The sequence below is a fragment of the Roseibium sp. M-1 genome (assembly GCF_054515675.1).
Genome location: NZ_CM137257.1, coordinates 3,607,687 through 3,633,678, shown reverse-complemented (window position 1 = coordinate 3,633,678; position 25,992 = coordinate 3,607,687). Strand labels below are relative to the sequence as shown.

22 protein-coding genes, 1 tRNA gene and 1 riboswitch are annotated in these 25,992 nt (G+C 60.0%); of the genes, 13 read left to right on the top strand and 10 right to left on the bottom strand.

The features are described from left to right. Positions 1–41: 41 nt before the first annotated feature. Positions 42–1,589 (bottom strand): trimethylamine methyltransferase family protein, encoded by a 1,548-nt coding sequence (locus ACX3M4_RS16370; RefSeq protein ID WP_459354067.1) that lies wholly within the window; start codon positions 1,587–1,589, stop codon positions 42–44. A gap of 419 nt (positions 1,590–2,008) precedes the next feature. Here ACX3M4_RS16370 and ACX3M4_RS16365 point away from each other — a divergent pair, with 419 nt between their 5' ends. The 4 genes from ACX3M4_RS16365 (at position 2,009) to ACX3M4_RS16350 (ending at position 7,647) form a co-directional block, all read left to right on the top strand. Next, positions 2,009–3,619 carry an ABC transporter substrate-binding protein gene (locus ACX3M4_RS16365; RefSeq protein WP_459354066.1) on the top strand — a complete coding sequence of 537 codons (1,611 nt, stop codon included), beginning with the start codon at positions 2,009–2,011 and terminating at the stop codon, positions 3,617–3,619. 341 nt (positions 3,620–3,960) lie between these two features. Continuing rightward, the gene (locus ACX3M4_RS16360) at positions 3,961–4,917 is read left to right on the top strand and encodes an ABC transporter permease (RefSeq protein ID WP_459354065.1); all 957 of its coding nucleotides are present in this window, start codon (positions 3,961–3,963) and stop codon (positions 4,915–4,917) included. A gap of 10 nt (positions 4,918–4,927) precedes the next feature. Beyond that, positions 4,928–5,992 (top strand): ABC transporter permease, encoded by a 1,065-nt coding sequence (locus ACX3M4_RS16355; RefSeq protein WP_459354064.1) that lies wholly within the window; start codon positions 4,928–4,930, stop codon positions 5,990–5,992. A gap of 2 nt (positions 5,993–5,994) precedes the next feature. Further along, entirely contained in the window at positions 5,995–7,647 is a 1,653-nt protein-coding gene (locus tag ACX3M4_RS16350) for an ABC transporter ATP-binding protein (protein ID WP_459354063.1), read from the top strand. A 107-nt stretch (positions 7,648–7,754) separates the two neighbouring features. On the opposite strand, the gene ACX3M4_RS16345 is transcribed toward ACX3M4_RS16350, so the two are convergent. From ACX3M4_RS16345 to ACX3M4_RS16335, 3 genes are all read right to left on the bottom strand, one after another. After that, on the bottom strand, positions 7,755–7,877 hold the full coding sequence (locus tag ACX3M4_RS16345; RefSeq protein WP_459354062.1) for a hypothetical protein: 123 nt from the start codon (positions 7,875–7,877) through the stop codon (positions 7,755–7,757). Positions 7,878–8,363: 486 nt separating this feature from the next. Next, the gene (locus ACX3M4_RS16340) at positions 8,364–9,602 is read right to left on the bottom strand and encodes a saccharopine dehydrogenase family protein (RefSeq protein ID WP_459354061.1); all 1,239 of its coding nucleotides are present in this window, start codon (positions 9,600–9,602) and stop codon (positions 8,364–8,366) included. A 49-nt stretch (positions 9,603–9,651) separates the two neighbouring features. Beyond that, the gene (locus ACX3M4_RS16335) at positions 9,652–10,749 is read right to left on the bottom strand and encodes a carboxynorspermidine decarboxylase (RefSeq protein WP_459354060.1); all 1,098 of its coding nucleotides are present in this window, start codon (positions 10,747–10,749) and stop codon (positions 9,652–9,654) included. 424 nt (positions 10,750–11,173) lie between these two features. Continuing rightward, a riboswitch (cobalamin riboswitch) is annotated at positions 11,174–11,380 on the top strand. A gap of 104 nt (positions 11,381–11,484) precedes the next feature. Here ACX3M4_RS16335 and nrdH point away from each other — a divergent pair. From nrdH to nrdF, 4 genes are read left to right on the top strand one after another with little or no spacing between them, the layout of a single operon-like run. Further along, positions 11,485–11,706 (top strand): glutaredoxin-like protein NrdH, encoded by a 222-nt coding sequence (gene nrdH, locus ACX3M4_RS16330; RefSeq protein ID WP_459354059.1) that lies wholly within the window; start codon positions 11,485–11,487, stop codon positions 11,704–11,706. 4 nt (positions 11,707–11,710) lie between these two features. After that, a complete protein-coding gene (nrdI, locus tag ACX3M4_RS16325) occupies positions 11,711–12,115 on the top strand; it encodes a class Ib ribonucleoside-diphosphate reductase assembly flavoprotein NrdI (RefSeq protein WP_459354058.1) in 405 nt (134 codons plus the stop codon). Continuing rightward, complete coding sequence (nrdE, locus tag ACX3M4_RS16320) at positions 12,097–14,247, top strand: class 1b ribonucleoside-diphosphate reductase subunit alpha (protein WP_459354057.1); 2,151 nt, start codon at positions 12,097–12,099, stop codon at positions 14,245–14,247. The genes nrdI and nrdE overlap by 19 nt, the downstream gene beginning before the upstream one ends. Positions 14,248–14,259: 12 nt before the next feature. Beyond that, positions 14,260–15,249: a class 1b ribonucleoside-diphosphate reductase subunit beta gene (nrdF, locus tag ACX3M4_RS16315; protein ID WP_459354056.1), complete on the top strand. Its 990-nt coding sequence runs from the start codon at positions 14,260–14,262 to the stop codon at positions 15,247–15,249. A 114-nt stretch (positions 15,250–15,363) separates the two neighbouring features. On the opposite strand, the gene ACX3M4_RS16310 is transcribed toward nrdF, so the two are convergent. Both ACX3M4_RS16310 and gcvA read right to left on the bottom strand, forming a co-directional pair. Further along, positions 15,364–15,552, bottom strand: a complete 189-nt coding sequence (locus ACX3M4_RS16310) for a hypothetical protein (RefSeq protein WP_459354055.1) — start codon at positions 15,550–15,552, stop codon at positions 15,364–15,366. A gap of 626 nt (positions 15,553–16,178) precedes the next feature. Continuing rightward, positions 16,179–17,063 (bottom strand): transcriptional regulator GcvA, encoded by an 885-nt coding sequence (gene gcvA, locus ACX3M4_RS16305; protein ID WP_459354054.1) that lies wholly within the window; start codon positions 17,061–17,063, stop codon positions 16,179–16,181. Positions 17,064–17,257: 194 nt separating this feature from the next. Here gcvA and ACX3M4_RS16300 point away from each other — a divergent pair, with 194 nt between their 5' ends. Further along, positions 17,258–18,664 (top strand): amidase, encoded by a 1,407-nt coding sequence (locus ACX3M4_RS16300; RefSeq protein WP_459354053.1) that lies wholly within the window; start codon positions 17,258–17,260, stop codon positions 18,662–18,664. A gap of 12 nt (positions 18,665–18,676) precedes the next feature. Beyond that, positions 18,677–19,942, top strand: coding sequence for an MFS transporter (locus ACX3M4_RS16295; protein ID WP_459354052.1), 1,266 nt, complete (start codon positions 18,677–18,679; stop codon positions 19,940–19,942). A gap of 493 nt (positions 19,943–20,435) precedes the next feature. Here ACX3M4_RS16295 and ACX3M4_RS16290 read toward each other — a convergent pair whose 3' ends face one another. Then, positions 20,436–20,852 (bottom strand): GFA family protein, encoded by a 417-nt coding sequence (locus ACX3M4_RS16290; protein WP_459354051.1) that lies wholly within the window; start codon positions 20,850–20,852, stop codon positions 20,436–20,438. After that, a complete protein-coding gene (locus tag ACX3M4_RS16285) occupies positions 20,849–21,727 on the bottom strand; it encodes an NAD(P)-dependent oxidoreductase (RefSeq protein WP_459354050.1) in 879 nt (292 codons plus the stop codon). Before ACX3M4_RS16285 ends, ACX3M4_RS16290 begins: the two co-directional genes overlap by 4 nt. Positions 21,728–21,834: 107 nt before the next feature. Between ACX3M4_RS16285 and ACX3M4_RS16280 the strand changes: the two genes are divergently transcribed. Next, a complete protein-coding gene (locus ACX3M4_RS16280; protein WP_459354049.1) occupies positions 21,835–22,203 on the top strand; it encodes a winged helix-turn-helix transcriptional regulator in 369 nt (122 codons plus the stop codon). 543 nt (positions 22,204–22,746) lie between these two features. Here the strand turns inward: ACX3M4_RS16280 and ACX3M4_RS16275 are convergent. Further along, positions 22,747–22,823 (bottom strand) — tRNA-Arg (locus ACX3M4_RS16275). Between the two features lie 83 nt (positions 22,824–22,906). Here ACX3M4_RS16275 and ACX3M4_RS16270 point away from each other — a divergent pair. Then, positions 22,907–23,317 carry a hypothetical protein gene (locus tag ACX3M4_RS16270; RefSeq protein WP_459354048.1) on the top strand — a complete coding sequence of 137 codons (411 nt, stop codon included), beginning with the start codon at positions 22,907–22,909 and terminating at the stop codon, positions 23,315–23,317. A gap of 36 nt (positions 23,318–23,353) precedes the next feature. After that, positions 23,354–24,949, top strand: a complete 1,596-nt coding sequence (locus ACX3M4_RS16265; protein WP_459354047.1) for a cryptochrome/photolyase family protein — start codon at positions 23,354–23,356, stop codon at positions 24,947–24,949. A 344-nt stretch (positions 24,950–25,293) separates the two neighbouring features. On the opposite strand, the gene ACX3M4_RS16260 is transcribed toward ACX3M4_RS16265, so the two are convergent. Continuing rightward, positions 25,294–25,710 carry a septal ring lytic transglycosylase RlpA family protein gene (locus tag ACX3M4_RS16260; RefSeq protein WP_459354046.1) on the bottom strand — a complete coding sequence of 139 codons (417 nt, stop codon included), beginning with the start codon at positions 25,708–25,710 and terminating at the stop codon, positions 25,294–25,296. Positions 25,711–25,992 lie beyond the last annotated feature (282 nt).

The following is a 25,992-nucleotide window of genomic DNA, read 5'->3' as shown; positions in this document are numbered from 1 at the left end:
GAAAGGGAAAGACTTGGCGCGCACCCATGGGTGCGCGGCCGTCAATAGTCCTGGTTCAGGGCATCTGCCGCCGGTATTTCGCGCTCGCGGCGGGCGATATAGTCCAGCAAGGCCTCGTTCCTGGCCGGATCGAGCGCTGGCTCCTCATATTCCGACAGGAGCTTGCGGGCCTGTTTCAACGCGCGTTCGGTGATTTCCACCTCGCCTTCCGCCTTCCACTGCTCGATGGAGTTGTTGTCGAACATCTCCGGCATGAAGAACGCCCGCTGGAAGTTTTCCTGGGTGTGCGGATGACCGAGATAATGTCCGCCCGGACCGACATCGCGGATCGCCGCAAGGCCCTCGTCGAAATCGTCCCAGCGCGGGCCTTCCGCCATGCGGTAGATCATGGCGCACTGCTCCGCGTCGACGATGAATTTGGCGACCGAGCAGTGCATGCCGGCCTCGTTCCAGCCCGCGGCATGCCAGATGTAGTTGGCGCCTGCGTGGATGACGGCGCTCAGGGTCGTGGCACTTTCATAACCGGCCTGGGCGTCGAAGGTCTTGGCGCCGCCGAGATTACCCGATGTGCGCCAGGGCACGTTGTAGAACCGCGCCATCTGCCCGATCATGAAGTTCATCAGGCTGATTTCCGGGGTTCCCGCCATCGGTGCGCCGGACTTCATCGACACGGTCGAAAGGTAATGGCCGTAGATCGCCGGAGCTCCCCGGCGGATCACCTGGGTATAGGCGAGCGCGCTCAGGGCTTCCGCGTTGAGCTGGGCGACGGCCGGCACGACAGAGGCCGGTGTGTTGGCCCCGCCAAGAACGAAGGGAGAGCACAGCACCGGCTGATTGCGCCTGGAAAAGGCGCGCATCGCCCCCAGCATCGTCTCGTCCCAGACAAGCGGCGAGTTGCCGTTGCAATTGCCGGTCGTGACCGGATGATCCTCCAGATAGTCTTCGCCGAACAGGATCACGCACATGTCCATGACGTCTTCGGCGTTCTTCGGACTAGTCGTCATGCCCATGAAGGTCTTGTCCGAATGCTTCATCGACGAATAGGTGATGCGCAGGTGCCGGTGGCTGATCGGGTGGTCGTAGGGTTCGACGATATGATGGGCGCTGGAATGCAGCGCAGGCAGCATGTGGCTGAGCTTGTGGAAGACGGCAAGATCCGCCAGCGTCGGGTTGCGCCGCTCGTTGTTGAGGTCGCGGACATAGGGCGCACCCGTCATCGGCACGAAGATGGAGCGGTTGCCGCCGAGCGGCACGTTCTTCTCCGGATTGCGGGCATGATAGGTGAAGCTGGAAGGGATCGTCTTGATCAGCTCGCGCACAAGCCCTCTGTCGAGATAGACCCGCTCACCGACGACCTTTGCGCCTGCTTTCTTCCAGTCGGCAAGGGCGATTTGATCACGAAAGATGATGCCAACGTCTTCCAGGATGCTCATCGACGCATCATCCATGCGCCGGATCTGCTCCTCGTCCATGGGCTCGCACAGGGGCAGGTTGCGTTTCAGGCCTGGCAGCATGGCATGGTCGGGGGCGGTGCGGATGGCCCTGCGGCCGGCACGTCCGCCGCTTCGATTGCGATGGGCGACAGTCATTCTGCTCTCCGGGTATCGGTCGTTTTATCAAGAGAATGAGCGCGATTTTCCGCAGGCGCCTGCCGGAAACCGAACTGGCAACGCATTTTCCGACATTGCCGGAGAATAATCATTCTCCGGCGAATAGATCTTGCCGAGAAATGTTCCAGTAGATGAAAATATACGCGCGTAGCATTTTCCGTGCCGGTCTTGGAACTAAAATGCAGGCATAATATTGCTGCCCTGCACAATAACCAGGCGAGCGACCAACATTAATTATTTTAAATGATGAATTTCCCCTAAGGGGTGGCCGAAGCAGGGTAGTTCGTGTTTTGTTATGTGAATGTCGCAAATGAGCATTCCGGAAGCGAAAATTCCGCCGATGCTACGTTTGGGAAGCTGGCTGTCCGCAGCCACTGAACATCCAGAAGGGGAGACAGATGACAAATACCAAAGACAAAGAGATGCTTGACCGTCTTGAAAAGGCGGCCCGCTCCGGCGGGATCACCAAGCGCGACTTCATCCGCTATTCCGTCCTGGCCGGCGTGACGGCCACCACAGCTACGGGCCTGTGGTCCACCAAGGCAAAGGCGGCGCCGCAGCAGGGCGGCACGTTCCGTTGGGGCATCCATGACGGCAACACCTCCGACTCGCATGATCCGGGTACCTACGTCACCCGCATGATGATCTTCCTGGCGCATACCCACCGCAGTTACCTCACCATGATCATGGGTGACGGTTCGCTCGGTCCGGACATCGCCGACAGTTGGGAAGCCAGCGCGGATGCGTCCCAATGGACTTTCAAGCTCACCGAGAATGCCTCCTTCCACAGTGGCAAGAAGATGACGGCGGACGACGTCATCGCCTCGCTGAACCACCACCGCGGAGATGAAACGACATCTGCCGCCAAAGCGCTTTTGGCGGATGTCACCGACATCACCAAGGACGGAGATTACACTGTCGTGGTGAAGCTGTCCGGCGGCAACGCCGACTTCCCGTGGCTTCTGACCGACTATCACCTTGCGATTTGCCCGGCGACCGACGACGGCTCCATCGACTGGAAGTCCGGCGACGGCACAGGTCCCTACAAGATCGACAGCGGCGAATTCGGCGTCCAGTTCAGCCTCACGCGGCATGACGGCTGGCATCGTGAAGGTGCTTATTTCGACAAGGTCGAGATGATCACGCTGAACGATCCGAACGCCCGCCAGGCGGCGCTCGTCACCGGCGACGTCGATGCGGTCTCGCTGATCGAACTGAAGACCATGGCGCTCCTGCAGCGGAACCCGAACATCAAGATCCACAACATCCCGTCCGCAGGTGCGATCACCTTGCCGATGTTCTGTGACACGGCCCCGTTCGACAATGTCGACGTGCGCAACGCACTGAAACACTCGATCGACCGTGACGAAGTCATCCTCAAGATCGCCTACGACGCGGCGACCAAGGGCAACGACTTCCACCATTCCCCGGCCCAGCCCTACTTCCCGGAAGGGCTCGAGCAGAACAGCTACGATCCGGACAAGGCCAAGTCGCTTCTGAAGAAGGCCGGCGCAGAGGGCCTGACGGTCAATCTCTCCGTCGCCGACAGCGTCTATGCCGGTGCGGTCGACATGGCGGTTCTCTATGCCCAGCAGGCCAAGGCCTCGGGCATCACCATCAACGTCGTGCGCGAGCCCAACGACGGCTACTACTCGGATGTCTGGCTGAAGAAGCCCTTCTGCCTGGTCTCCTGGGGTGCCCGCCCGACGCCGGACGTGATGTACACGCTCGCCTACAAGGACGACGCGGCCTGGAACGAGTCCCATTGGCGCAACCCGCGCTTCAATGAACTGCTGCTGCAGGCGAAGGCGGAACTGGACGAGACGCGGCGTGCGGAAATGTACCGCGAAATGGCTGTCCTCGGACGCGACGATGGCGGTACCATCATCCCGTTCTTCAACAACTTCGTCTACGCCAACAGCGCCAAGGTCGGCACGCCGGAAAAACTGGCTCCGAGCTGGGAAAACGACGGCGCACGTGCCGCCAGCCGCTGGTGGTTTGAAGCCTGATCGAAGGATGAGGCGGCGGAGGGGTCCGCCGCCTGACAAACTGGCCTTGTCCCGATTTCGGGACAGGGCCGCAAAAATCGTCGGGCGCCTGCCAATGCAAAGCAACAAAAGCTGACAGGTATCGCCCGGTATGTGTCCGGCCGTTCCGGGGTTTGTGGGGAATTAGGAATTGGATGTGGTTTTAAGCCGGTTGTCTCCCGTTCGGGATGCGGGGTCAGAAGAGGTCGAAGATCCTCTCCTGTCCGCGCGGTCCCGGCGGCAACCGCGTGCGGATCGCGCCCGAAACCTGCTTCCCCAAAGATCCTGGCGCTGCGCCGGGTTTTCCTATTCTGGAGGGAGAAATGGGGGACATCCTACGGCTGGTCCTGAAAAGGCTGGGCTTGGGTGTGATCACGCTGTTCGTGGTCTCAATCCTGATCTTTTTTGCCGTTGAACTTCTGCCTGGCGACATTGCCCAGGCGGTTCTCGGCCAGGGGGCGACACCGGAGACGGTGGCGGCCCTGCGTACCAAACTCGGCCTCGATCAACCGGCCATCTTCCGCTATTTCACCTGGCTCGGCGGCGCCCTGACCGGTGATTTCGGCGTATCGCTCGTTTCAGGCGAGCGGGTCAGCGCCGCGATCAGCGGACGCTTCGTCAATACGCTCTTCCTGGCGACCTATGCCGCCGTCATTGCGGTGCCGATCTCCATCATCCTCGGCGTGATCGTGGCGCTGTTGCGCAACACGCTCTTCGACCGGGTCGCCAACGTCGTCACGCTGACCTCGATTTCCTCTCCGGAATTCTTTCTCGGCTACATCCTGATCCTCTATCTGGCGGTCAAGACAAACTATTTTCCGGCGATTGCAAGCCTTAGCGCCGACATGAGTTTCGGTGATCTGCTCCACCGGACGTTCCTGCCCGCACTCACCCTGGTTCTGGTGGTGACGGCGCACATGATGCGCATGACGCGCGCGGCGATCATCAACCTTCTGGCCTCGCCCTATATCGAGATGGCGCGGCTGAAGGGCGTTCCGCCCTGGAAGGTGATCGTCAAGCACGCCCTGCCGAATGCCTGGGCCCCGATCATCAACGTCGTGGCCCTCAACCTCGCCTACCTCATCACCGGTGTGGTCCTGGTGGAGGTGGTCTTTGTCTATCCCGGCATCGGCCAGCTCCTGGTGGACGCAGTTGCCAAGCGTGATTTCCCGATCGTGCAGGCCTGCTGCCTCATCTTCGCGGCGACCTTCATCCTGCTCAATCTGGCAGCGGATGTCGGCGCGATCCTGACCAATCCGCGCCTGCGGCACCCGAAGTGAGGGCAGCGACATGAGTACATTCGTCATCGGATATTACGCGCTGCTCATTGGGGCCTCGTGCCTGGCAGCCTTTTACAAGAAGCGCAATATCTTCATCCTGATCTTCTCCCTGACATTGGCGTCCTTCGTCATGGGGATCATCGGCGGCGTTCCTGCGCTGCGCTTCGTCACCACCGCCGCGGGCATCCTGGCGCTTGCCGCCGGCACGTCCTACGCCTTCCGCGAGTTCTTGATCATCATCACGCCGCAAAGCGTCGCGAAGGAACTCAGGACGGCACCTCTCACGGCCTCCTTCGGCATGTTCGTGATCTTCACCTATGCCATCGCGGGCATCTTCGCCCCGATCATCGCCCCGCACGGCGAGGCGGAGGTGATCGCATCGGCGTTCGCGCCGGCGGACGAGAACATGCTGCTTGGGGCAGATCAGCTCGGCCGGGACATGTTCAGCCGTCTTATCTACGGCGCGCGCAACTCGGTCGGCCTGGCGCTGCTCGCAACGTTGCTGGCTTTTGTCATGGGCGCGCTCGCCGGGCTTCTGGCGGCGACGAAAGGCGGCTGGTTCGACCAGTTCATGGGCCGCTTCGCCGACGTCATCATGTCGGTGCCCTCGCTGATCTTCTCGCTGCTCATGCTCAGCATCTTCGGCACCAGCCTCTTCGTGATCGTGATCGTGGTTGCCATCATCTACGCACCCCGCGTCTTCCGCCTCACACGGGCGGTGGCCGGCAACGTCGTGGTGATGGACTATATCGAGGCGGCGAAACTGCGCGGTGAAGGCACCTGGTACCTGATCCGGCGGGAAATCCTGCCCAATTCAACCGCACCGCTGATCGCCGAATTCGGTCTGGAATTCTGCTTCGTGTTCCTGCTCATCGCCGGACTTTCGTTCCTTGGTCTCGGCATCCAGCCGCCGACTGCGGACTGGGGCTCGATGGTGCGCGAGAATGCGACGCTGATTTCCTTTGGTGAAATGACACCGCTCATCCCGGCCGCCGCCATCGCGCTCCTGACGGTCGCGGTGAACTTCGTTGTCGACTGGATGCTGTTCCGGTCCTCCGGCCTGAAGGAGATGTAAGAATGGTTCCGAAAAAAGACGTTCTGCTTCGGGTCACGGACCTTCGGATCGAAGGCTATTCGGACGAAAAGTGGACCGAGATCGTTCATGGCGTCAACCTCACCCTGCACAAGGGTGAGGTCCTGGGCCTGATCGGGGAATCCGGTGCGGGCAAGTCGACCATCGGCCTGGCGTCGATGGGCTTTGCACGCGACGGCTGCCGCATCTCGGGCGGGTCGATCGAGTTCGACGGCATGGAACTGACGACGACACCCGAAAGCGACCTGAGGGCGCTGCGCGGCTCGCGCATCGCCTATGTGGCCCAGTCGGCTGCCGCGTCCTTCAATCCGGCTCACAAGATCATCGACCAGCATACGGAAGCGCCGATCCAGTACCGCATCTCGAAGCGGGTCGAGGCACAGGAAGACGCGATGCAGCTCTATGAGCGGCTGCGCCTGCCCAATCCGAGTGAGATTGGCTTCCGCTATCCGCACCAGGTCTCGGGCGGCCAGCTTCAGCGTGCCATGACCGCCATGGCCATGGCCTGCCGGCCGGACCTGATCATCTTCGACGAGCCGACGACGGCGCTGGACGTGACCACCCAGATCGAGGTGCTGGCGGCCATCCGCGATATCGTCGATCAGTTCAACACCGCCGCGATCTACATCACCCACGACCTTGCTGTGGTGGCGCAGATGGCGGACACGATCAAGGTGCTGCTGAAGGGCGAGGAAGTGGAAGAAGCGCCGACGGCGCAGATGCTCGGTTCGCCCAAGGAAGACTATACCAAGAGCCTGTGGGCCGTGCGCAGCTTCCAGCGGCCGCAAAAGCATCGGCCGAAAGGGGCCGACGCCGTGCCGATCATCTCCGTGCAGGGGATCGATGCGGCCTACGGCAAGACCAAGGTGCTGGACGATGTCTCCTTCGACATCTATCCCGGCATGACGGTTGCCGTGGTGGGGGAATCGGGCTCCGGCAAGTCGACGACGGCCCGTTGCATCACCGGCCTGCTGCCGCCGACCAAGGGCAAGATCCTGTTCAAGGGTCAGCCGCTGCCGGCCAAATACACCGACCGGTCCAAGGACCAGCTGCGCCAGGCGCAGATGATCTACCAGATGGCCGACACCGCGCTGAACCCGAAGATCAGGATCAGCGAGATCATCGGCCGGCCGGCACAATTCTATGGCGGCCTGCGCGGTGCGGAACTCAAGAGCCGGGTGGACGAACTGCTCGATCTGATCGAACTCGACCCGTCGAAATTCTACAACCGCTATCCGCCGGAGCTCTCGGGCGGCCAGAAGCAGCGCGTGGGCATCGCCCGGGCGCTGGCGGCCGATCCCGCCTTCATCATCTGCGATGAGGTGACGAGCGCGCTCGACCAGCTGGTCGCGGAAGGCATCCTGAAGCTGCTCGACCGGCTGCAGCAGGAGTTCAACCTTGCCTACATGTTCATCACTCATGACCTTGCGACGGTGCGTTCGATTGCCGACGAGGTGGTGGTGATGCAACGAGGCAAGGTGGTGGAGCAGGGACCGAAGGACGAGATGTTCACCCCGCCGCATCACCCCTATACGGACCTGCTTCTGTCCTCGGTTCCGGAGATGGACCCGAACTGGCTGACGACGCTTCTGGAAGAACGCGGCACGGACCAGATCGGAGAAGCTGCCAAGGTCTGACCTGCTGGAAGACCCGTCAAAAGCAAACACCCCCGAAGGAAAACCTTCGGGGGTGTTTGACAAACCAGCCAGTGCGCCGCGGCGCACGCACCGGGCACAGAGGAGGGTCAGCCGACCATCAGATAGCCGGACAGAACCATCGCGCCGACAAGCACAGCATAGACGCCAACCAGCGCCGGCCAGGAGCCGCTGTGTTCCTTGTATTCGCGAATGAGCTCATCACGGGTCATGGCGACCTCCTACTATGCCCAACTCTTGTGCGGGGTGATGGTTATTTAATCTGCCGGACAGATACGGGAGCGAAGTTAAGATTTCAATGAGGGAATCCAAGAATCGCACTCTTAAATTTGCATAGCTGACCTGCATTTTCCACGCTGAAAGCATGGCATATGAAGCCGCCTAAGGGGCGGAAAATCCGCAAGAAATTGAAATGACTGAAAATAAATTCGCTCCGCAGCTCTCAGACGCCCATCGCCGAGCCGGCCGGCTTTGAGGCGCGCCCGCGCTTTGCGGGGACAATCTGTCACCCGGAAGCGAGCCTGAATTGCCGTTGCCCGGCCAGGAATTGATTCCATTTCCGGCAGGATCGCCATTAGCGTGAAGCTGATTTTGCAGGACTGCCAGCTGCCAAACAAAGATACCGGCGGCTGGAATTTCGCCTGCCGCCGGTTTCCGTTCGAGTAAAGGGTTCGGGCGGATCGTCCGCCCGCCGGATCTCAGAACTCGATCGCCCGGTCGCCGTTTGCATCCTTGATGCGGGTCGGCAGGCCGATGCGGTTCAGGAGCCGCAAGAACGGATGCGGCGGCAGCTCTTCGACGTTCGCCATCTTCTTTACGTCCCACTCGCCGGTCGCGATCAGCATCGCCGCGGCAACCGGCGGCACACCGGCCGTATAGGAAATGCCCTGGCTGCCGACTTCCCGGTAGGCCTCCGCATGGTCGGCAACGTTGTAGATGAACACCTCGTGCTCCTTGCCGTCCCGGATGCCCTTGACGAAATCGCCGATGCAGGTCTTGCCCTCGTATTCCGGCGCCAGCGACGAGGGATCCGGCAGGCAGGCCTTGACCACCTTCAGCGGCACCACTTCCAGCCCCTCTGCGGTGGTCACCGGCTTTTCGGACAGGAGGCCGATATTCTTCAGGACGGTGAAGACGTTGATATAGTGCTCGCCGAACCCCATCCAGAAGCGCACGTCCGCGCCGTCCATGTTCCTGGCCAGCGAATGCACCTCGTCATGGCCGCACAGATACGCCATGCGCTTGCCGACGACGGGCAGGTCGTATTCCTTGCCGATCTCGAACATCCGGTTTTCCTGCCATTTGCCCTGCTGCCAGGAAAAGACGCTGCCGGTGAACTCGCGGAAATTGATTTCCGGATCGAAGTTGGTGGCGAAATACTGCTGGTGGCTGCCCGCGTTGATGTCGACGATGTCGACCTCGGTGACCTTGTCGAGATAGTCGTCCTTGGCAAGGCGCGCATAGGCGTTGACGACGCCCGGATCGAAACCGGCGCCGAGGATCGCGGTGACGCCCGCCTTCTCGCATTCCTGCGCGCGCTTCCACTCGTAGTTCGCATACCAGGGCGGGGTCTCGCAGATCTTGCCCGGCTCCTCGTGGATGGCCGTATCGATATAGGCAGCACCGGTCTTGAGGCAGGCGCTCAAGACGGACATGTTGAGAAAGGCCGTGCCCACATTGATGACGATCTGGGAATTCGTCTTCGCAATCAGATCCGCGGTCGCCTCGATATCGAGGGCGTTCAGTTCATGCGCCTGCAGAACGCCCGGCTGCTTCAGCGCGTTCTTCTCGTGAACCGTTGCGATGATGGCGTCGCATTTGGACTTCGTACGCGAGGCGATATGGATATCGCCGAGAACATCGTTGTTCTGAGCGCATTTATGCGCCACCACCTGAGCGACACCTCCGGCGCCGATGATGAGAACATTCTTTTTCATTTGACCCGTAAACCTTCCTTGGAACCTGGGGGTGTTTGGACGTCAAGCCTCAGGACAGACTTCTTTCGTAATCCTCGTAGCTGAATTCGCGGACGGTCGTGATCGAACCGTCCAGCTCCCGAACCGCGATCGCCGGCATCTTCACACCGTTGAACCAGTTCTTTTTGACCATAGTGTAACCGGCTGCATCCTGGATGGAGACACGGTCGCCGGTCTTGAGATCTGACGGGAAGCTGAACTCGCCGAAAATATCGCCCGCAAGGCACGACTTGCCGCAGACCATGTAGCGGTGCGGACCTTCATCCGGCGCCACCTTGGCTGTTTCGCGGTAGATCAGCAGATCGAGCATGTGCGCCTCGATGGAGGCGTCGACGATGGCAAGGTTCTTGCCGTTGAACAGCGTGTCGAGCACCGTCGTCTCCAGCGTGGTCGATCTGGTGATCGATGCTTCGCCCGGCTCCAGATAGACCTGAACGCCATAGGTTTCAGAGAACGCCTTCAACCGATCGGCGAAGAGATCGAGCGGATAGTCGTCGCCGGTGAAGTGGATGCCGCCGCCGAGGCTCACCCACTCCGCGCGTTTCAGCAGGGTGCCGAATTTTTCTTCGATATCGCCGAGCATGCGATCGAACAGCGGAAAATCCCGGTTCTCGCAGTTGTTGTGGATCATGAAGCCGCTGATCTGGTCCATGACCCTTTCCACCTTCGCAACGTCCCATTCGCCCAGACGCGAGAACGGGCGGGCGGGATCGGCAAGGTCGAAGCTGGAGGAGCTGACCTGCGGGTTGAGGCGCAGGCCGCGCACGATGCCGTCAGCCTTGCCGGCGAACCGTTCCAGCTGGCCGATAGAATTGAAGATGATCTTGTCGGCGTGGGAAATCACCTCGTCGATCTCGTAATCCGCATAGGCGACCGAATAGGCGTGGGTTTCCTTGCCGAAGCGTTCGTGACCGAGACGGACTTCGTTCAGCGACGACGAGGTCGTGCCATCCATGTAGTCGCGCATGAAATCGAACACACACCAGGTGGCAAAACACTTCAGCGCGAGCAGGGCTTTGGCCCCCGAGCGCTCCCTGACATAGGCAATCTTCTCCAGATTGCGGAGCAGGCCGGCCTTGTCGATCAGGTAGTAGGGCGTCTCGATCATGATAATCCGAATCCAGCATTGCCAGCGGCCGCAGCGGCGGCCTCAAGGTCAGTGAAATGGGCGTCAGCCCGGTTTCCCGGCGTTGAGTGACAGGCCGGAGCGTCGATGTCAAACCGCCGGCCGGCCCCTCGAAAGTCTCACCGGGCTCGCCGTCGGCGTGACGGATACCGTCTCGCAGCCGGATTCGGCAAGGAGGACGGGAAAACTTCTCTACACAGCCCCCCGGCCGCAGACACGATCATGCGCATATGGATGCACACACTTAACGCTCTCACCGGGAGAGAATCGGTTTGCCGGAACGGCCGGCCGCCAACAAGGTCCGCAGCCTGCCGGAAATCGACGGAAAGGCTTGCGGGGCAGAGATTTTCCCCGCTCGATTTCCGCGTCAGATACGCTTCATATTGACTTCAGAGCTGTCCCCCATACTGTATCTGGTATTCAGGGTCTGGTGATTCTTTTGAATTGCCGGCTAAGAGGGAAGCCGGTGCGCTTTGCCAAAGGCAAATCCGGCGCTGCCCCCGCAACTGTGAACGGCGAGCCGTCATCCAATGACCACTGGGATATCCCGGGAAGGCGGATGACAGGGCTTCGACCCGTGAGCCAGGAGACCTGCCTTGAATGAACAACGTCAGCGGACGGCGGGTCCGGGCGACGCTTGAAGGCATGTGCCTCCCACATGCTCTCTCGTGCCTCCAGCCGTCCACAATCTGGAAACTTCTTCGGGGTGCAAGAGACATGACCGTCACCGTTTACAGCAAGCCGTCCTGTGTTCAGTGCAACGCCACCTACCGCGCGCTCGACCAGCGCGGCGTCGAATACATCATCATCGATCTCAGCGAAGATGCGGATGCTTTCGAGCACGTCCAGTCCCTTGGCTACAAACAGGTGCCGGTCGTGGAAGTCAGCGGTGATCATTGGGCCGGGTTCCGCCCGGACAAGATCGCGGCTCTGAGCTAGGGCCTTGACCCGGCTCGTCTATTTTTCGAGTGCCTCGGGAAACACGCAACGGTTCATCGAAAAACTCGGAAGCCCGGCGCTCCGCATCCCGCGGAACAAGTCGGAAGCGCTTCCTGTTGTCCACGCGCCCTTCATCCTGATCCTGCCGACCTTTGCGGATGGAGAGGGACGGGGTGCAGTGCACGGCCAGGTGATCCGCTTCCTGAACGATGCGCCGACGCGATCCTTCCTGACAGGTGTCATTGCCTCCGGCAACCGCAACTTCGGGAGCTTTTTTGCCTATGCCGGAGATGTCGTGTCGAAGAAATGCTGCGTCCCGCTGCTCTACCGCTTCGAGCTTGCGGGAACCGAGACCGATCTCTACCGCGTCCAACACGGGATGACAGAATTTTGGAAACGACAGTCCTAGACCGCCCGGCAAGCACGGCGGCAAATCTCGACTATCACGCCCTCAACGCGATGCTGAACCTTTATGACGCGGATGGCAGGATACAGTTTGACGCCGACCGTCAGGCGGCGCGCCAGTATTTCCTCCAGCACGTCAACCAGAACACGGTGTTCTTTCATTCGCTGGAGGAAAAACTCGGTTATCTGGTGCGCGAGGGCTACTACGAGAACGAGGTGCTGGAGCAATACGACGCGGCCTTCGTCAAGGCGATCTTCGAAGCCGCCTATGCCCGCAAGTTCCGTTTTCCGGCCTTCCTCGGTGCCTTCAAGTACTACACCAGCTACACGCTGAAGACCTTCGACGGCAAGCGCTACCTGGAACGGTTTGAGGACCGCGTGGTGATGGTATCGCTGACGCTGGCGGCGGGTGACGAGGATCTCGCCATGCGGCTGATGGACGAGATCATATCCGGCCGGTTCCAGCCGGCGACGCCGACCTTCCTGAACGCCGGCAAGAAGCAGCGCGGCGAGCTGATCTCCTGCTTCCTGCTGCGCCTTGAAGACAACATGGAATCCATCGGCCGCGGTATCAATTCCGCGCTGCAGCTCTCCAAGCGCGGCGGTGGGGTGGCCCTGCTTCTCACCAACATCCGCGAGGCGGGGGCACCGATCAAGGGGATCGAGAACCAGTCCTCCGGTGTCATTCCGGTGATGAAGCTGCTGGAAGACAGCTTCTCCTACGCCAACCAGCTCGGCGCGCGCCAGGGCGCGGGCGCGGTCTATCTCAACGCCCACCACCCGGACATCCTGCGCTTTCTCGACACCAAGCGGGAGAACGCGGACGAGAAGATCCGCATCAAGACGCTGTCGCTTGGCGTCGTCATTCCGGACATCACCTTCGAACTCGCCAGGCAAGATGAGGACATGTACCTGTTCTCGCCGCACGACGTCGAGCGGGTCTACGGCGTGCCCTTCTCGCAAGTATCCGTGACGGAGAAATACCGCGAGATGGTCGACAACCCGCGCATCCGCAAGAAGAAGATCCGGGCGCGCAGTTTCTTCCAGACCATCGCCGAAATCCAGTTCGAGAGCGGTTATCCCTATATCCTGTTCGAGGACACGGCCAACCGTGCCAATCCGGTCGACGGGCGCATCAACATGTCGAACCTGTGCTCGGAGATCCTGCAGGTCAACGAGGCGTCAGAGTTCAACGAGGATCTTTCTTACGCTCACCTCGGTACGGACATCTCCTGCAATCTCGGTTCTCTCAACATCGCCAGGGCGATGGATGGCGGCGATCTGGGGGCGACCGTTGAAACCGCTGTCCGTGCGCTGACGGCGGTCTCGGACATGAGCGCCATCGACAGCGTACCCTCCGTGCGCCGCGGCAACGACGAAAGCCACGCCATCGGCCTCGGCCAGATGAACCTGCACGGTTATCTCGCCCGCGAACGCATCCACTACGGTTCGGAGGAAGGTGTCGACTTCACTAGCATGTATTTCTGCGCGGTCGCCTATCACTGCATCCGCGCCTCCAATGCCCTGGCGCGGGAACGCGGCAGAAGCTTCAAGGGCTTCGAGAAGAGCCGCTATGCGGACGGCAGCTTCTTCGACAAATACACCGACCGGGTGTGGGAGCCGCAGACCGAACGTGTGAAGCAGCTTTTCCAGGACGCCGGCATCGATGTTCCGACACAAGCCGACTGGCAGGCGCTGAAGGAATCCGTCATGGCCGGCGGGCTCTACAATCGCAACCTTCAGGCCGTGCCGCCGACCGGGTCGATCAGCTACATCAACAACGCCACATCCTCGATCCATCCGATCGTTTCCAGGATCGAGATCCGCAAGGAGGGCAAGATCGGCCGCGTCTATTATCCCGCCGCCTACATGACCAACGACAATCTCGACTATTACCGGGATGCCTACGAGATCGGTCCGGAAAAGATCATCGACACCTATGCGGCCGCGACCGAGCATGTCGACCAGGGCCTGTCTTTGACCCTGTTCTTCCGCGACAGCGCAACGACGCGCGACGTCAACCGCGCCCAGATCTATGCCTGGAAGAAGGGCATCAAGACCATCTACTACATCCGCCTGCGCCAGATGGCCCTTGAGGGCACGGAAGTGCAGGGCTGCGTGTCCTGTTCGCTTTGAGGAGTGAGACCCATGACCATCCATACCCCCGTCTCCGGCCTTGCACTGAAGGTGCCGAAGGCCGTCAACTGGAACCGGCTGCAGGACGACAAGGACCTGGAAATCTGGAACCGTCTGACAGTGAATTTCTGGCTGCCGGAAAAGGTGCCGCTCTCCAACGACATCCAGAGCTGGGCGACCCTGCACGAGGACGAGCAGCAGCTGACCATCCGTGTCTTCACCGGCCTGACGCTTTTGGACACCATCCAGAACACGGTGGGCGCACCGGCCCTGATGGCAGACGCCCTGACCCCGCATGAAGAGGCGGTGCTCACCAACATCGCCTTCATGGAAGCGGTGCATGCCCGCAGCTATTCGTCGGTCTTTTCCACGCTCTGCCGCACGGCGGATGTCGACGAGGCCTTCCGCTGGTCGGAGGAGAACGAGTTCCTTCAGGCAAAATCCCGGCTGATCCTGAACGAATACGACGCCGCGTCGTCGCCGCTGAAAAAGAAGATCGCCAGCGTCTTTCTGGAGAGCTTCCTGTTCTATTCCGGCTTCTACCTGCCGATGCACTGGTCTAGCCGGGCAAAACTCACCAACACGGCCGATCTCATCCGGCTGATCATCCGCGACGAGGCGGTGCACGGTTATTACATCGGCTACAAGTTCCAGCGCATGCTGGAGAAGGCAGGGGAGGCCGAGCGGCAGGAGATCAAGGATTTCGCCTTTGCCCTGATGTTCGATCTCTACGAGATCGAGAGCCGCTACACGGAAAGCCTCTATGACGGCGTCGGCCTCACCGAGGACGTCAAGCATTTCCTCCACTACAACGCCAACAAGGCCCTCATGAATCTCGGCTACGAGGCCCTGTTTCCAGACAGCGTCTGCCAGGTGAACCCGGCTATCATGGCGTCGCTTTCACCCAACGCCGACGAAAACCACGACTTCTTCTCGGGCTCCGGGTCGTCCTATGTCATCGGCAAGGCTGTTGCGACGGAAGATGAGGACTGGGATTTTTGATCCTGAACATCGTCTCTTTGGTCATGTTCGCCTTCCTCTCCACCCATTGGACTTAACCCGACGATCCTCCAAAAGAGCCCGTCGGGTGGGTAGAGCGGCAACCACTCCATCTATTCAGTCCGTGATAACGCGATATGCATTGAAGCCGTCAATCAGGTCCTCCAGATGAACCGCTTCCTGCTTCAATGGGAGCCAGAGCTTTTCGATGAAGCCGTTGTCCGTACACGGGCCGCGTCTGTAGTGCTTCTGTGACCTAGGTCCGGGAGCATAAAGACCCAGCCAGGCATTGATAAGCGATTGCATTATGATTGTCCGGCCAGAGATACGGGTAACAGACTGTTTCGAGGCTTTCAATTAACGAAACCCGTTTCAAAAACCGTTTCGGTTCTTCCAGCTGAAACGGTGCAGATTAGATAACTCATTGAAAAATCTGGTGAGCCCGGCGCGATTCGAACGCGTGACCCTCAGATTAGGAATTGGCGCGTAGCCCTGAGTGGGCTCAAGCCGAAGCGAGTGCGATAAAGCGCGCTATGAAAGGATCTTTGCTGCTTCCGTATTGCTTCCGTACGCCGGAGTGTCACCCAAACCGAAGTGGGTGTTCCTTGCTAAGTGGTTGTTTTGTTGATATGAATCTGGCGTGCCGCGCCGGGCGAAGATGAGAACTATGTCTACGCTATAGCGCTCTAATATGAGGCTTGAGAACCGGCTGGAAGCTCTTGAAAATATGACGTGTTTCGGTTGGTTCTTCTCCCATTGACCCTGCTCGCGCGCTGTGGCAGGCGAGCCGTCGGCAGTGCTGATCCGTCAGCGCGACGGGACAATGCGAGCGCAGTTGGGTGCGCGCTTGCTCGCTGAGGCTGGGCGAGAATTCGAGTCTATCGTGGTCATCGAAGGTCACGAGTGTCGAGCCGACGGCAGCATCCCATACATCAGTATGTGGTTTCTTTGAGTATCCAAGACCTGAACGCGGCGATCTTCGGTTGGATGTGGCTCGTTGCAGGATAGACGAGATAGTAGGCAAATTCATCGAGGAGGGCTGTATCTGCAAGCCGCATGAGGCGGCCCTCCTTAAGCTCCGTCTCAATCATTGCAGCGGGCAAAAGGCCTGCGCCTTGCCCACTCAGCACGGCTTTGAGGAGGAGACTTGAGTCGTCGAACGACGGACCGCGAGGCGCTGGGATGTTCTCAACGCCCTGCGCTTGGAACCAAAGATGCCAGCCCTTTCGCTCGGCATCGTGAATATGAGGCCAGTGGATCAAGTCAGTAGCGGAGGTTGGCCTGCCTCTTTCGTCCACGAGCGAGGGGGCTGCCACCGGCACGATTTCCACCACAAGGACCCGGTGGCTATGGAGCCCTGGATATCGGCCGAGACCATGACGGACGGCAACATCCACACCGTCACGGGAGAAATTCGCGAGGGCGCTGCTGGTAAGGACCCGCAGGTCAATGTCCGGGTGAGCGTCCTGAAATCGCTTTAGGCGCGGGACGAGCCACGTTGCGGCAAAGAAGGGTGTGACACTCACGGTCAGAGTCGAGTCCGCCGCGGTCGCGATGCGCTGCGTCGCCTCGACCACCTGCCTGAAGGCGTTGCGGATCGGCGGAAGGTAATTCTGCCCCGCTTCGGTTAGGAGGATGCCTCGATTGACGCGGTGAAACAACTTCGTCCCTAGATGCAATTCCAGGGTTTTGAGCATCTGGCTGACCGCGCCTGGTGTCACGCACAACTCAGCGGCAGCATTCTTCACCGACAAATGTCGGGCAGTGGCCTCAAAGGCGCGCAGTGCGTTGAGTGGAGGAAGCTTACCCGAAATCATTTAGATTTCCTAATTCGAAAGGCGGAGAATATCTAGTTTGTGCATTGAGATCATACAGGCTTTCTTAGAGAAACGCCTCTTATTCGTCAGTCAATGAATTTAGTCCACCTGACGCAAAGATAAAAGGTGATGTTGGTGAGCGCACCCACCTGCATTTGGATGAGCCAAGCCGAATCCGAGCAAGAGAGATTGACATGAACGTACTGACCGCCGCCCCTCACTACCTTGAACTCGCCGAACTTGCCGCACGCCTGAACGCGGGTACCGCATCGCCGGTGGACATAACGCACACGCTGCTCGAACGTATCTCCCGGCTAAATCGTTCGCTGAATGCCTACGCTCTCGTCACAGCGGATGATGCGCTGGCTCAGGCGAAGCTGGCGGAAGCGGAAATCAAGGATGGCCGCTATCGCGGACCGTTGCACGGCGTGCCGCTCGCGGTGAAGGACCTATGCTGGGTTGAAGGCCATCCGACCGCTGCAGGAATGTCGATACACCGGAATTTTCGTCCATCTGAAAACGCAACGGTTGTGCACCGCCTCAGGGAGGCCGGCGCTATCATCCTCGGCAAACTTCAACTGACAGAGGGTGCCTATTCGGATCATCATCCGTCCGTCATCCCGCCGAAAAACCCTTGGAACCCGGACTATTGGCCCGGCATCTCGTCGAGCGGTGCGGGTGCAGCCACGGCTGCAGGTCTCTGCTACGGCGCGGTCGCCTCCGATACCGGGGGATCGATCCGCTGGCCTTGCGCGGCAAACGGTCTTACAGGCCTGAAACCAACCTGGGGCCGCGTCAGCCGCCACGGCGTTTTCGAGCTTGCCGCGACCCTGGACCACGTCGGCCCGATGGCGCGCAGCGCGCAGGACTGCGCTCTGCTTCTGGCGGCTATCGCTGGCTATGACCCGAGAGACCCGACTGCGCTGTTTGATCCCGTGCCTGACTATGCCGGTCTGGTCGGTCAAGGTGTGGGCGCGCTGCGCGTCGGCATCGACCCTGGCTGGAACGGCAACGATGTCGATCCAGCCGTCAAGGCAGTGCTCTCCGAGGCGGAGAACGTCTTTCGCTCGATGGGTGCCACGATCGTGGAGGTCACCTGTCCCGATGTGACGCAAGCAATCACCGATTGGACTCTCAATTGCGCGGTCGAGGCAGCAGTCGCTCACGAAGCAACCTATCCGCTGCGCAAATCGGAATACGGTCCTGTGTTGGCATCGGTCGTTGAAGACGGCCGTGCACTCTCCGGTACGGACTACCAGAAAATCCTGCTGCGGCGCTTGGATCTGCGAGGCAGGATGGCCGCCTTGTTCGGCACGATCGACCTCCTGCTTACGCCGGTGCATCCCTTCGGCCCACTCAGTCTCGAGACGATACATTCTCTCGGAACGCAGCCCGACCTCATCTTTAAGCTCCAGCGCTACACCTGCCCCTTCAACATGACAGGCAATCCCACGATCACGCTGCCTGGCGGCTACACCGATACCGGACTGCCGATCGCGTTCCAGTTGGTGGCTGCGCATCTGGGTGAGCCGACATTGCTTCGCGCCGGCGTTACTTTCCAGGAGGTTACCAGCTGGCATCGCCGTCACCCGACCGCCTGACGGAGAGCCATCATGAGCAGCACATCCATCGGTTCCCGTTCCGGCATTTTCTACGGCTGGTTCGTTGTTGCCGCCGCTTTCACCGTAACCCTGCTTGGTTTCGGCAGTGCCTATACTTTCAGCGCCTTCTTCGAGCCGCTTCAAAGGGAGTTTTCGGCCTCAAGGGGCTCGACCTCGCTTGTATTTTCGCTGGCCGGGTTTCTGTATTTCAGCATTGGTGTGATCAGCGGGCCGCTCGCCGACCGGATTGGCTCACGCACCCTGGCTATCGTTGGCATGATCCTTCTCGGGACGGGACTGGCCTTGGCGGGCGCGGCTCGCAGCTTGATGGAGGTCTACCTGGCATACGGTCTTGGCGTCGGGCTCGGAGTCGGGCTGTCCTATGTGCCAGTGCTCGGCACCGTGCAGCGATGGTTTACGCGTCGTCGAGGCTTCGCATCAGGAATTGCAGTGAGCGGGATAGGTGTTGGAACGCTCGTCATGCCGCCGCTCGCTTCCTGGCTGATTGACCTTCTGGATTGGCGCGCAAGCTACATTCTGCTTGGCGGCCTTGCCGCGACGATCGGCGCCGGCATGTCCGCCCTGATCGTCGATGATCCTCGTGATCGCAGACTCGCGCCGGACGGCGATCAAATCGTGCCCCTACAGGAGCCCACCCTGCCGAAGGGCGTTTCGATTGGTCAGGCGATCCGGTCGCCGCGTTTTATCGCGCTCTATGTCGCCTGTCTGTTCTGCTCGTTCGGGGTGTTTGTTCCGTTCGCCCATCTTGTGCCATACGCCATTGATCAGGGCATTCCGCAATCTTCCGCCGTGTTGATCTTTGGAGCAATCGGTATCGGCAGCACCGCGGGACGCTTCCTTCTCGGGGGCCTGGCGGATCGGCTCGGGCGACAGGCGTCGCTATTGGTGATGTTCGTCGGCATGGCATTCGCCATGGGTGTTTGGGCACTATCCACACAGGCATGGCAACTCACCATGTTCGCGCTGATGTACGGACTGTTCTATGGAGGCTGGGTGGCGCTGCTTCCAGCCGTAGTGATGGACGATTTTGGCGGGCGAAACGTCAGCGGGATCATCGGGGTCCTTTACACCAGCGTCGCATTTGGAACGCTGGCTGGTCCGAGCGCTGCCGGCCTCGCGTTTGATCTCACCCAAAGCTACACGCTGCCCGTCCTGGCAAGCGTGTGTGCCAACGTAGCAAGTGCCTGCATTGTTGCGGTTGCATATCGTTCCAGCGTGGTCAGGAGAGGAAAACCTTCGGTCTGCCCGGATGAGTAACTAAGGCCGTATGGACCGCTGTGTCCAGCATGGGAGGGACCGCCGAGTATGCCATGAAACATGGCCGGGCCCGCGTGCTGGCCGAAACGCGTGCAGCGCAATGCAGCAGCGTTCTGCGTTCGCAAGCCAAATAGATCTGGGGTGAAATGGCCCATGCCAAACCAAATGAAATATGGCACTTGCCGGTTGAGTAGAAACCAACCACTCAACTCGAAGAGATTCGAACTTCTTCCACCGCCGTAACATCACGGTTTCTACACTTTTTCGCTCGCCTGCTATCTCCTGTTCTTTTGCATGGGCGTAGTCCGGTGGAAGTCGGTGGCCATATCGCACTATCGCCGGTATTTGGCACGCCGCGCCAGATGATGATGACAACGACAGCGACGCCATAGCCCTCTGATGCCTTCATACACAGGTGCTTGCGCTGCGCCGGCGCGGTCGGCCATCCAACGCTGGGCTCCGCAGCCGGCGCGTGTGGACTGGCGCCTTGTCGCTAATCTATAAGAGCGATGCCCTCGACCGGCTGATACCAGTCGTGACGGCGCCTCGACCAGAAGATCGACGCTGGCGGAGCGAAGTCTGGTTCACCAAAACAGCCGACGGAGACCACCAGCTTGTCTTCGATGACCTCGGCTTCCATGTAGATGATCGTTCCGCAGGCCGGGCAGAATATCTGGTCCATCCACATGCCGGCGTCCGTGATGCGCCGAAACCGGCGCCTGTCTCCTTCGTCAAAGACCACCGCCTGTCTGCTATAGAGGGCACGATAGGCAAACGCCGACCCGGTCGCTCTCTGACACTCCAGGCACGCGCAGGCGTAAACCCGCTCTGGCGCTCCCCGAACTTTCAAGCGAAAACTGCCGCAAGAGCACGTTGCGGTGCGCGTCTCAGCGATCTGCGGCTCGGTCATCGCGAGACCATGTAGCGTGCAAGCATCGCGAAGTCGTCATCGGGGTGCCCGTTTGTTATCGCCGCCGCGAGGTAGCTATCAAACGCGTCGGTGATCATTGGGCTAAGCCCGCGTTCCGCAACGATGTGTCTCAAATGCTGGAACGCGGTATTGTGAGCTGCGATCGTTGCGAGAGTGGCCTCGTCACCCCGGTCGCGGCCGTCGCGCACCCGGCTGAGCAGGTCCGCTGCAGCGCCCTCGATCACCGGCTGGAAGAGTTTGAGAGATGCGGCGTAGTCGTTCAGAGCTATGCCCTCGGCCCGAGCGATGGCAGTCGCTTGAAGTGTGCCAAACAGCGTGCCCCACAATTGACCAAGCAAAGCACTGTCGAGCGCCGATGCGACGCCGAAGTCCTCGGCGACGAACGTGGACTTGCCGCCTAGCGCTCTAAGCACGGCCGCGTGTCTATCGTAGCTGTCGCGCGCGCCACTGTAGAGGATTTGGGTGTCCACCCCGCCGATGAAGTTGGGCGTCGCCATGATCGCTCCATCGAGATAGTCGATCCCTTCGGCCGTCGCCCATGAGCCGGTGTCGCGCGCCGTCTTCGGTGAACCGGAGGTGAGTTGCACCAGCAGCTTGCCCTTGAGGGCCGCGGTGACCTCGGGCCTCTGAAACAACGCGTCGCTTGCGATGTAGTCCAGTAAGCTGACCATGACGATATCCGCCGCTGCGACAGCAGCCTCGGGAGTGAGTTCCGGCCGCGCTCCAAGGGCCGCGAGGGCCTCGGTCTTCTCGGCAGTTCTGTTCCAGACATGCACTGGGTGGCCGGCCTCGAGCAATGTAGCGACAAGCGCCGCCCCCATTCGGCCAGCGCCGAGAAAACCTATTGTAGTCATCGTGTTTGAACTCCATCTTTAAAGGCGCCACTTGATAGGTCGACCCGAGGGACTAGGTAAACTACGCACTTTCGAGTCAGTGGTTACTTTGAAGGAAGGAGACACGGATGAAGCGCCTGCCTGACGACGACTGCGGTTTCGCGAGCGCTCTCAACGTGATCGGCGGAAAATGGAAAACGGACATACTCTGGGAGATCAACGTGGCGCCGCGCCGTTTCGGGGAGCTCAAGAGGGTTCTGGCCGGGATCAGCGAGAAAATGCTTGCACAGCAGCTTCGGGAAATGGAAGCCGACGATCTCGTCAGTCGGCAGGTTTTTCCAGGCAAGGTGCAACGAGTGGAGTACACGGCCACCGATTATGGCCGCAGCCTAAATCAGGCCGTTACGGTCATGGCGCAGTGGGGCAAGGCCCACGAAATCCGGATGGCGGAAAAGGCTGTTAGTGACGTGCGGCCGCACTTGGCGCTATCGGCTTAGCCGGGTGATGTCGTTATTGCCCGCTCGAGGGGTAACGGCTAGCGTCTTGGGGCAACGATCGCCAATTCTGGAGTTTCGGGTTGCCCTGTCCACTGCAAGGCCAATGAAACCCGCTCTGTGACGTATGAGGGGGAGCCCCGCAGTTCGCGGGCAGCGGCGATCGTCGGGAACTTTGTCGTGGGCGCCGTGGCTTCCCGGCAGATCGGCGTGACGCTGATCGTTATTTCAGCCGCTCGACCGTCGCCTCCGTGCTCAGGCCTCGACTCAACCCGAACTGGCTTCACCAAGCCACCTATCAGGCTGGTCAGAAAAGCGACGCCACCCACGAATGGCTGTCGAAAGCAAGGCAAAAGAGCGGACGTTCAAAAGGGAGGGTATCCGCGACCTCTGCGCGGGGAAAGAATGGGCAGGACGCGATTCGAACTTCTCACCGCCGATTGCCGCCGTTTCTACGCTTCTTCATTGTGGACCATTTTTCGGGCGTCTTTTGTGCGGCAATCGGCGGTGTTCGGCGTTCTTAAATAGGGCAGAGTTTTGAAAATTTGGCGCACCCGACAGGATTCGAACCTGTGACCTCTGCCTTCGGAGGGCAGCGCTCTATCCAGCTGAGCTACGGGTGCTTCGTCGCGCGAACGGGAGTTCGCGGCGGATAGAGGGGTCTGATACTAGATCCCGCCGGTCTCGGCAATGGCTTTCTGAAGATTTGGACAAGTTAGCAGGGCCTTGCCCGGGCCGGCTGGGTTGCACGAAAATCCTCTGGGACTGGGACTGGGACTGGGACTGGGACTGGGACTGGGACTGGGACTGGGACTGGGACTGGGACTGGGACTGGGACTGGGACTGGGACTGGGACTGGGACTGGGACTGGGACTGGGACTGGGACTGGGACTGGGACTGGGACTGGGACTGGGACTGGGACTGGGACTGGGACTGGGACTGGGACTGGGACTGGGACTGGGACAAATGGAGCGACAGCGGCTTCGAGTGTGCCGGGAGCCTGGTAGGTCCTTTTCGAGCCACAAGCCCTCCTGCGCCGAGCTGCCTTGTGAGCAGCCGCGGAGAGTTCTTGGTCGATGCCTTTCCTGCAAGGCCGCAGCAAAATATCCTGGCCTGAGGTGATAGGACGATGCCTTTGCTGCGTAGGAAAGGCATGAGCACCGAGCAACGAGACACCCGCCCTGCCGATCAAGCGAAAAAGCAAGCGCCTTGCCGTGCGCTTGTCCTTGTTCTTGGCGACCAGCTGACGCCGGCCCTTTCCAGCCTGAAGCGGGTGGATCCGGCAACCGGCAGGGTGCTGATGGTCGAGGTGATGCAGGAGGCGACTTATGTGCGCCATCACAAGAAGAAGATTGCCTTCCTCTTCTCCGCCATGCGCCACTTCGCGCTGGAGCTGCGCGAGGCCGGCTGGACGGTCGACTATGTGACGCTGGACGATCCCGGGAATACCGGCAGCTTCAGGGGAGAGGTCGCCCGGGCCTGTGCACGCCTCGCACCGGAACGCCTGCTGGTGACGGAGCCCGGTGAGTGGCGGGTGCTTGAGGACATGCGCACTTGGCCCGAGGTGCTCGGCCTGCCGGTGGAGATCCTCACAGACAGCCGCTTCTTCTGCCCCCTATCGGACTTCCGAGCCTGGGCAGGGGAGCGCCGGCAGTTGCGCATGGAGCATTTTTATCGCGACATGCGCCGCCGGACCGGTCTCCTGATGGACGGTGAAGCGCCCTCGGGCGGCAAGTGGAACTTCGACGCGGAGAACCGCAAGGCCGCGAAGCCGGACCTGTTTCTGCCCCAGCCGAAGCGGTTCGCACCGGACGCGATCACCCGCGAGGTGCTCGACCTCGTGGGGGAAAGATTTGACGGGCATATCGGCGATCTCGAACCCTTCTGGTTTGCCGTAACGCGGCAACAGGCGGAAGAGGCCTGCGCGCATTTTCTGGAAGGAGCGCTGGCGGAGTTCGGCACCTATCAGGACGCCATGCTGACGGGGCAGAAGTTCCTGTTTCACTCCGTCCTCTCGGCCTATCTGAATACGGGGCTGCTCGATGCCCGCACGCTTTGCCGCAAGGTCGAGACCGCCTGGCGCGCGGGACGGGTCCCCATCAACGCTGCGGAGGGGTTTGTCCGGCAGATACTGGGCTGGCGGGAATATGTGCGCGGGGTCTATTGGCTGACGATGCCGGGCTATGTGGAGAGGAATGCGCTGGGAGCGAGCCGGCCCTTGCCGGATTTCTACTGGACCGGCAAGACGCGCATGCGTTGCCTCGCGGAGGCGATCGGCCAGACGCTTGAGGAGGCCTACGCGCATCATATCCAGCGGTTGATGATCACTGGAAATTTCGCAACTCTCGCCGGTATCGAGCCCCGCCAGGTCCACGAATGGTACCTGATGGTCTATGCGGATGCCTATGAATGGGTGGAAGCACCGAACACGATCGGCATGAGCCAGTTTGCCGATGGCGGTCTGCTCGGTTCCAAGCCGTATATCTCGGGTGGCAACTACATTAATAAGATGTCTGACTATTGCGTGGCCTGCGCCTATGACGTCCGCCGCAAGACGGGTGCCGGGGCATGCCCCTTCAATGCGCTCTACTGGGATTTCCTGGCCCGCAATGCCGGGGTGCTCGGCGGCAATCCGCGGCTAGCCCAGCCTTACGCCACGTGGTCGAAAATGAACGCGGAAACGCAGCTGGCCTACAGGACCAGCGCGGCAGTCTTTCTGAAACGGCTGGAGGATGGTGAGGAGATCTGAAGGGGGATTGTGGGCCGTCCGCCTCGATTTTGCGTGCGCAAGGGAACGGCTTTCGAGCGTCACATAAAAAAAACGCGCAGCCGTTAGACTGCGCGAATAAAGTTACTGTGCACGTGGCCCCATCGACCACGGCGGCAACTCTAGCGGCATCTTTCCGGATTGTCATTACCGTAAAATATTTTATTTTTTGATTCACTGTAATGTGACTGATCGTTATTCATACTGAGTCATTTCCGCAATAATATGACCTAAAAAATTAACTCATTAAATTCAGCGTCTTAAATTTGGCAATCCGCGCAACAAATTAGCTGTTGCGCGGCTCTCATGCCATCGCCAAAAAGTTGTTATTGGCAGATCTGCTTATATTCGTTGCCGGTTTTTGCCGATTTGGCGGACACTTCCACTCGTGTAATGCCCTTTCGCACGAAGCCCAGCTCCTTTGCGGCCGCCCAGGTAACGTCGATCACGCGGCCTTTGGCGAAGGGCCCGCGGTCGTTGATCCGGACGGTGACGGACTTGCCGTTGGCAAGATTGGTGACCTTCACCAGCGTGCCGAAGGGCAGTGTCCGGTGGGCCGCGGTGAGCCCGTTGGGATTGGAGCGCTCGCCATTGGCGGTGGTGCCGCCCAGCTTGTACCAGGACGCCTTGCCGCATTGCTGATAGACACCTGCTTCTGCCGTGAGCGGCCAGGCGATGCTCATGAGCAACGCAACACATAGTCCTGCGCGCCAGGATTGACGCGTCAATTCGTTTCTCTTCATGGGTGTTCCCCAAAGGGCGGCCACGCCGCCCGGCTATCATTTGACCAAGGTTTTCCGAGACGGGACCTAGCATTCCGTAGGGGCGCCTTTAGGTCCGGGGCGTGATGAAAATGTGGCGATTTTTCAGGCAGAAGGAGGCATTCGGTTCAAATAAGTATAAAATTTTAAATATATTTTGAGACATTTCGTAAATTTCTTGTTTACTATAAAAATTCTAAGAGTTGTGGGTAGTTTTTCTGTTTCAGCTTTGAAAGCTGAATTGTGCTAGTACTTTTTACATAG

Excerpts from the sequence above, each read along its gene's own strand:
- ACX3M4_RS16370 (WP_459354067.1), bottom strand. The coding sequence starts at position 1,589 with ATGACTGTCGCCCATCGCAATCGAAGCGGCGGACGTGCCGGCCGCAGG.
- ACX3M4_RS16365 (WP_459354066.1), top strand. The coding sequence starts at position 2,009 with ATGACAAATACCAAAGACAAAGAGATGCTTGACCGTCTTGAAAAGGCG.
- ACX3M4_RS16360 (WP_459354065.1), top strand. The coding sequence starts at position 3,961 with ATGGGGGACATCCTACGGCTGGTCCTGAAAAGGCTGGGCTTGGGTGTG.
- ACX3M4_RS16355 (WP_459354064.1), top strand. The coding sequence starts at position 4,928 with ATGAGTACATTCGTCATCGGATATTACGCGCTGCTCATTGGGGCCTCG.
- ACX3M4_RS16350 (WP_459354063.1), top strand. The coding sequence starts at position 5,995 with ATGGTTCCGAAAAAAGACGTTCTGCTTCGGGTCACGGACCTTCGGATC.
- ACX3M4_RS16345 (WP_459354062.1), bottom strand. The coding sequence starts at position 7,877 with ATGACCCGTGATGAGCTCATTCGCGAATACAAGGAACACAGCGGCTCC.
- ACX3M4_RS16340 (WP_459354061.1), bottom strand. The coding sequence starts at position 9,602 with ATGAAAAAGAATGTTCTCATCATCGGCGCCGGAGGTGTCGCTCAGGTG.
- ACX3M4_RS16335 (WP_459354060.1), bottom strand. The coding sequence starts at position 10,749 with ATGATCGAGACGCCCTACTACCTGATCGACAAGGCCGGCCTGCTCCGC.
- nrdH (WP_459354059.1), top strand. The coding sequence starts at position 11,485 with ATGACCGTCACCGTTTACAGCAAGCCGTCCTGTGTTCAGTGCAACGCC.
- nrdF (WP_459354056.1), top strand. The coding sequence starts at position 14,260 with ATGACCATCCATACCCCCGTCTCCGGCCTTGCACTGAAGGTGCCGAAG.
- ACX3M4_RS16310 (WP_459354055.1), bottom strand. The coding sequence starts at position 15,552 with ATGCAATCGCTTATCAATGCCTGGCTGGGTCTTTATGCTCCCGGACCT.
- gcvA (WP_459354054.1), bottom strand. The coding sequence starts at position 17,063 with ATGATTTCGGGTAAGCTTCCTCCACTCAACGCACTGCGCGCCTTTGAG.
- ACX3M4_RS16300 (WP_459354053.1), top strand. The coding sequence starts at position 17,258 with ATGAACGTACTGACCGCCGCCCCTCACTACCTTGAACTCGCCGAACTT.
- ACX3M4_RS16295 (WP_459354052.1), top strand. The coding sequence starts at position 18,677 with ATGAGCAGCACATCCATCGGTTCCCGTTCCGGCATTTTCTACGGCTGG.
- ACX3M4_RS16290 (WP_459354051.1), bottom strand. The coding sequence starts at position 20,852 with ATGACCGAGCCGCAGATCGCTGAGACGCGCACCGCAACGTGCTCTTGC.
- ACX3M4_RS16285 (WP_459354050.1), bottom strand. The coding sequence starts at position 21,727 with ATGACTACAATAGGTTTTCTCGGCGCTGGCCGAATGGGGGCGGCGCTT.
- ACX3M4_RS16280 (WP_459354049.1), top strand. The coding sequence starts at position 21,835 with ATGAAGCGCCTGCCTGACGACGACTGCGGTTTCGCGAGCGCTCTCAAC.
- ACX3M4_RS16265 (WP_459354047.1), top strand. The coding sequence starts at position 23,354 with ATGAGCACCGAGCAACGAGACACCCGCCCTGCCGATCAAGCGAAAAAG.
- ACX3M4_RS16260 (WP_459354046.1), bottom strand. The coding sequence starts at position 25,710 with ATGAAGAGAAACGAATTGACGCGTCAATCCTGGCGCGCAGGACTATGT.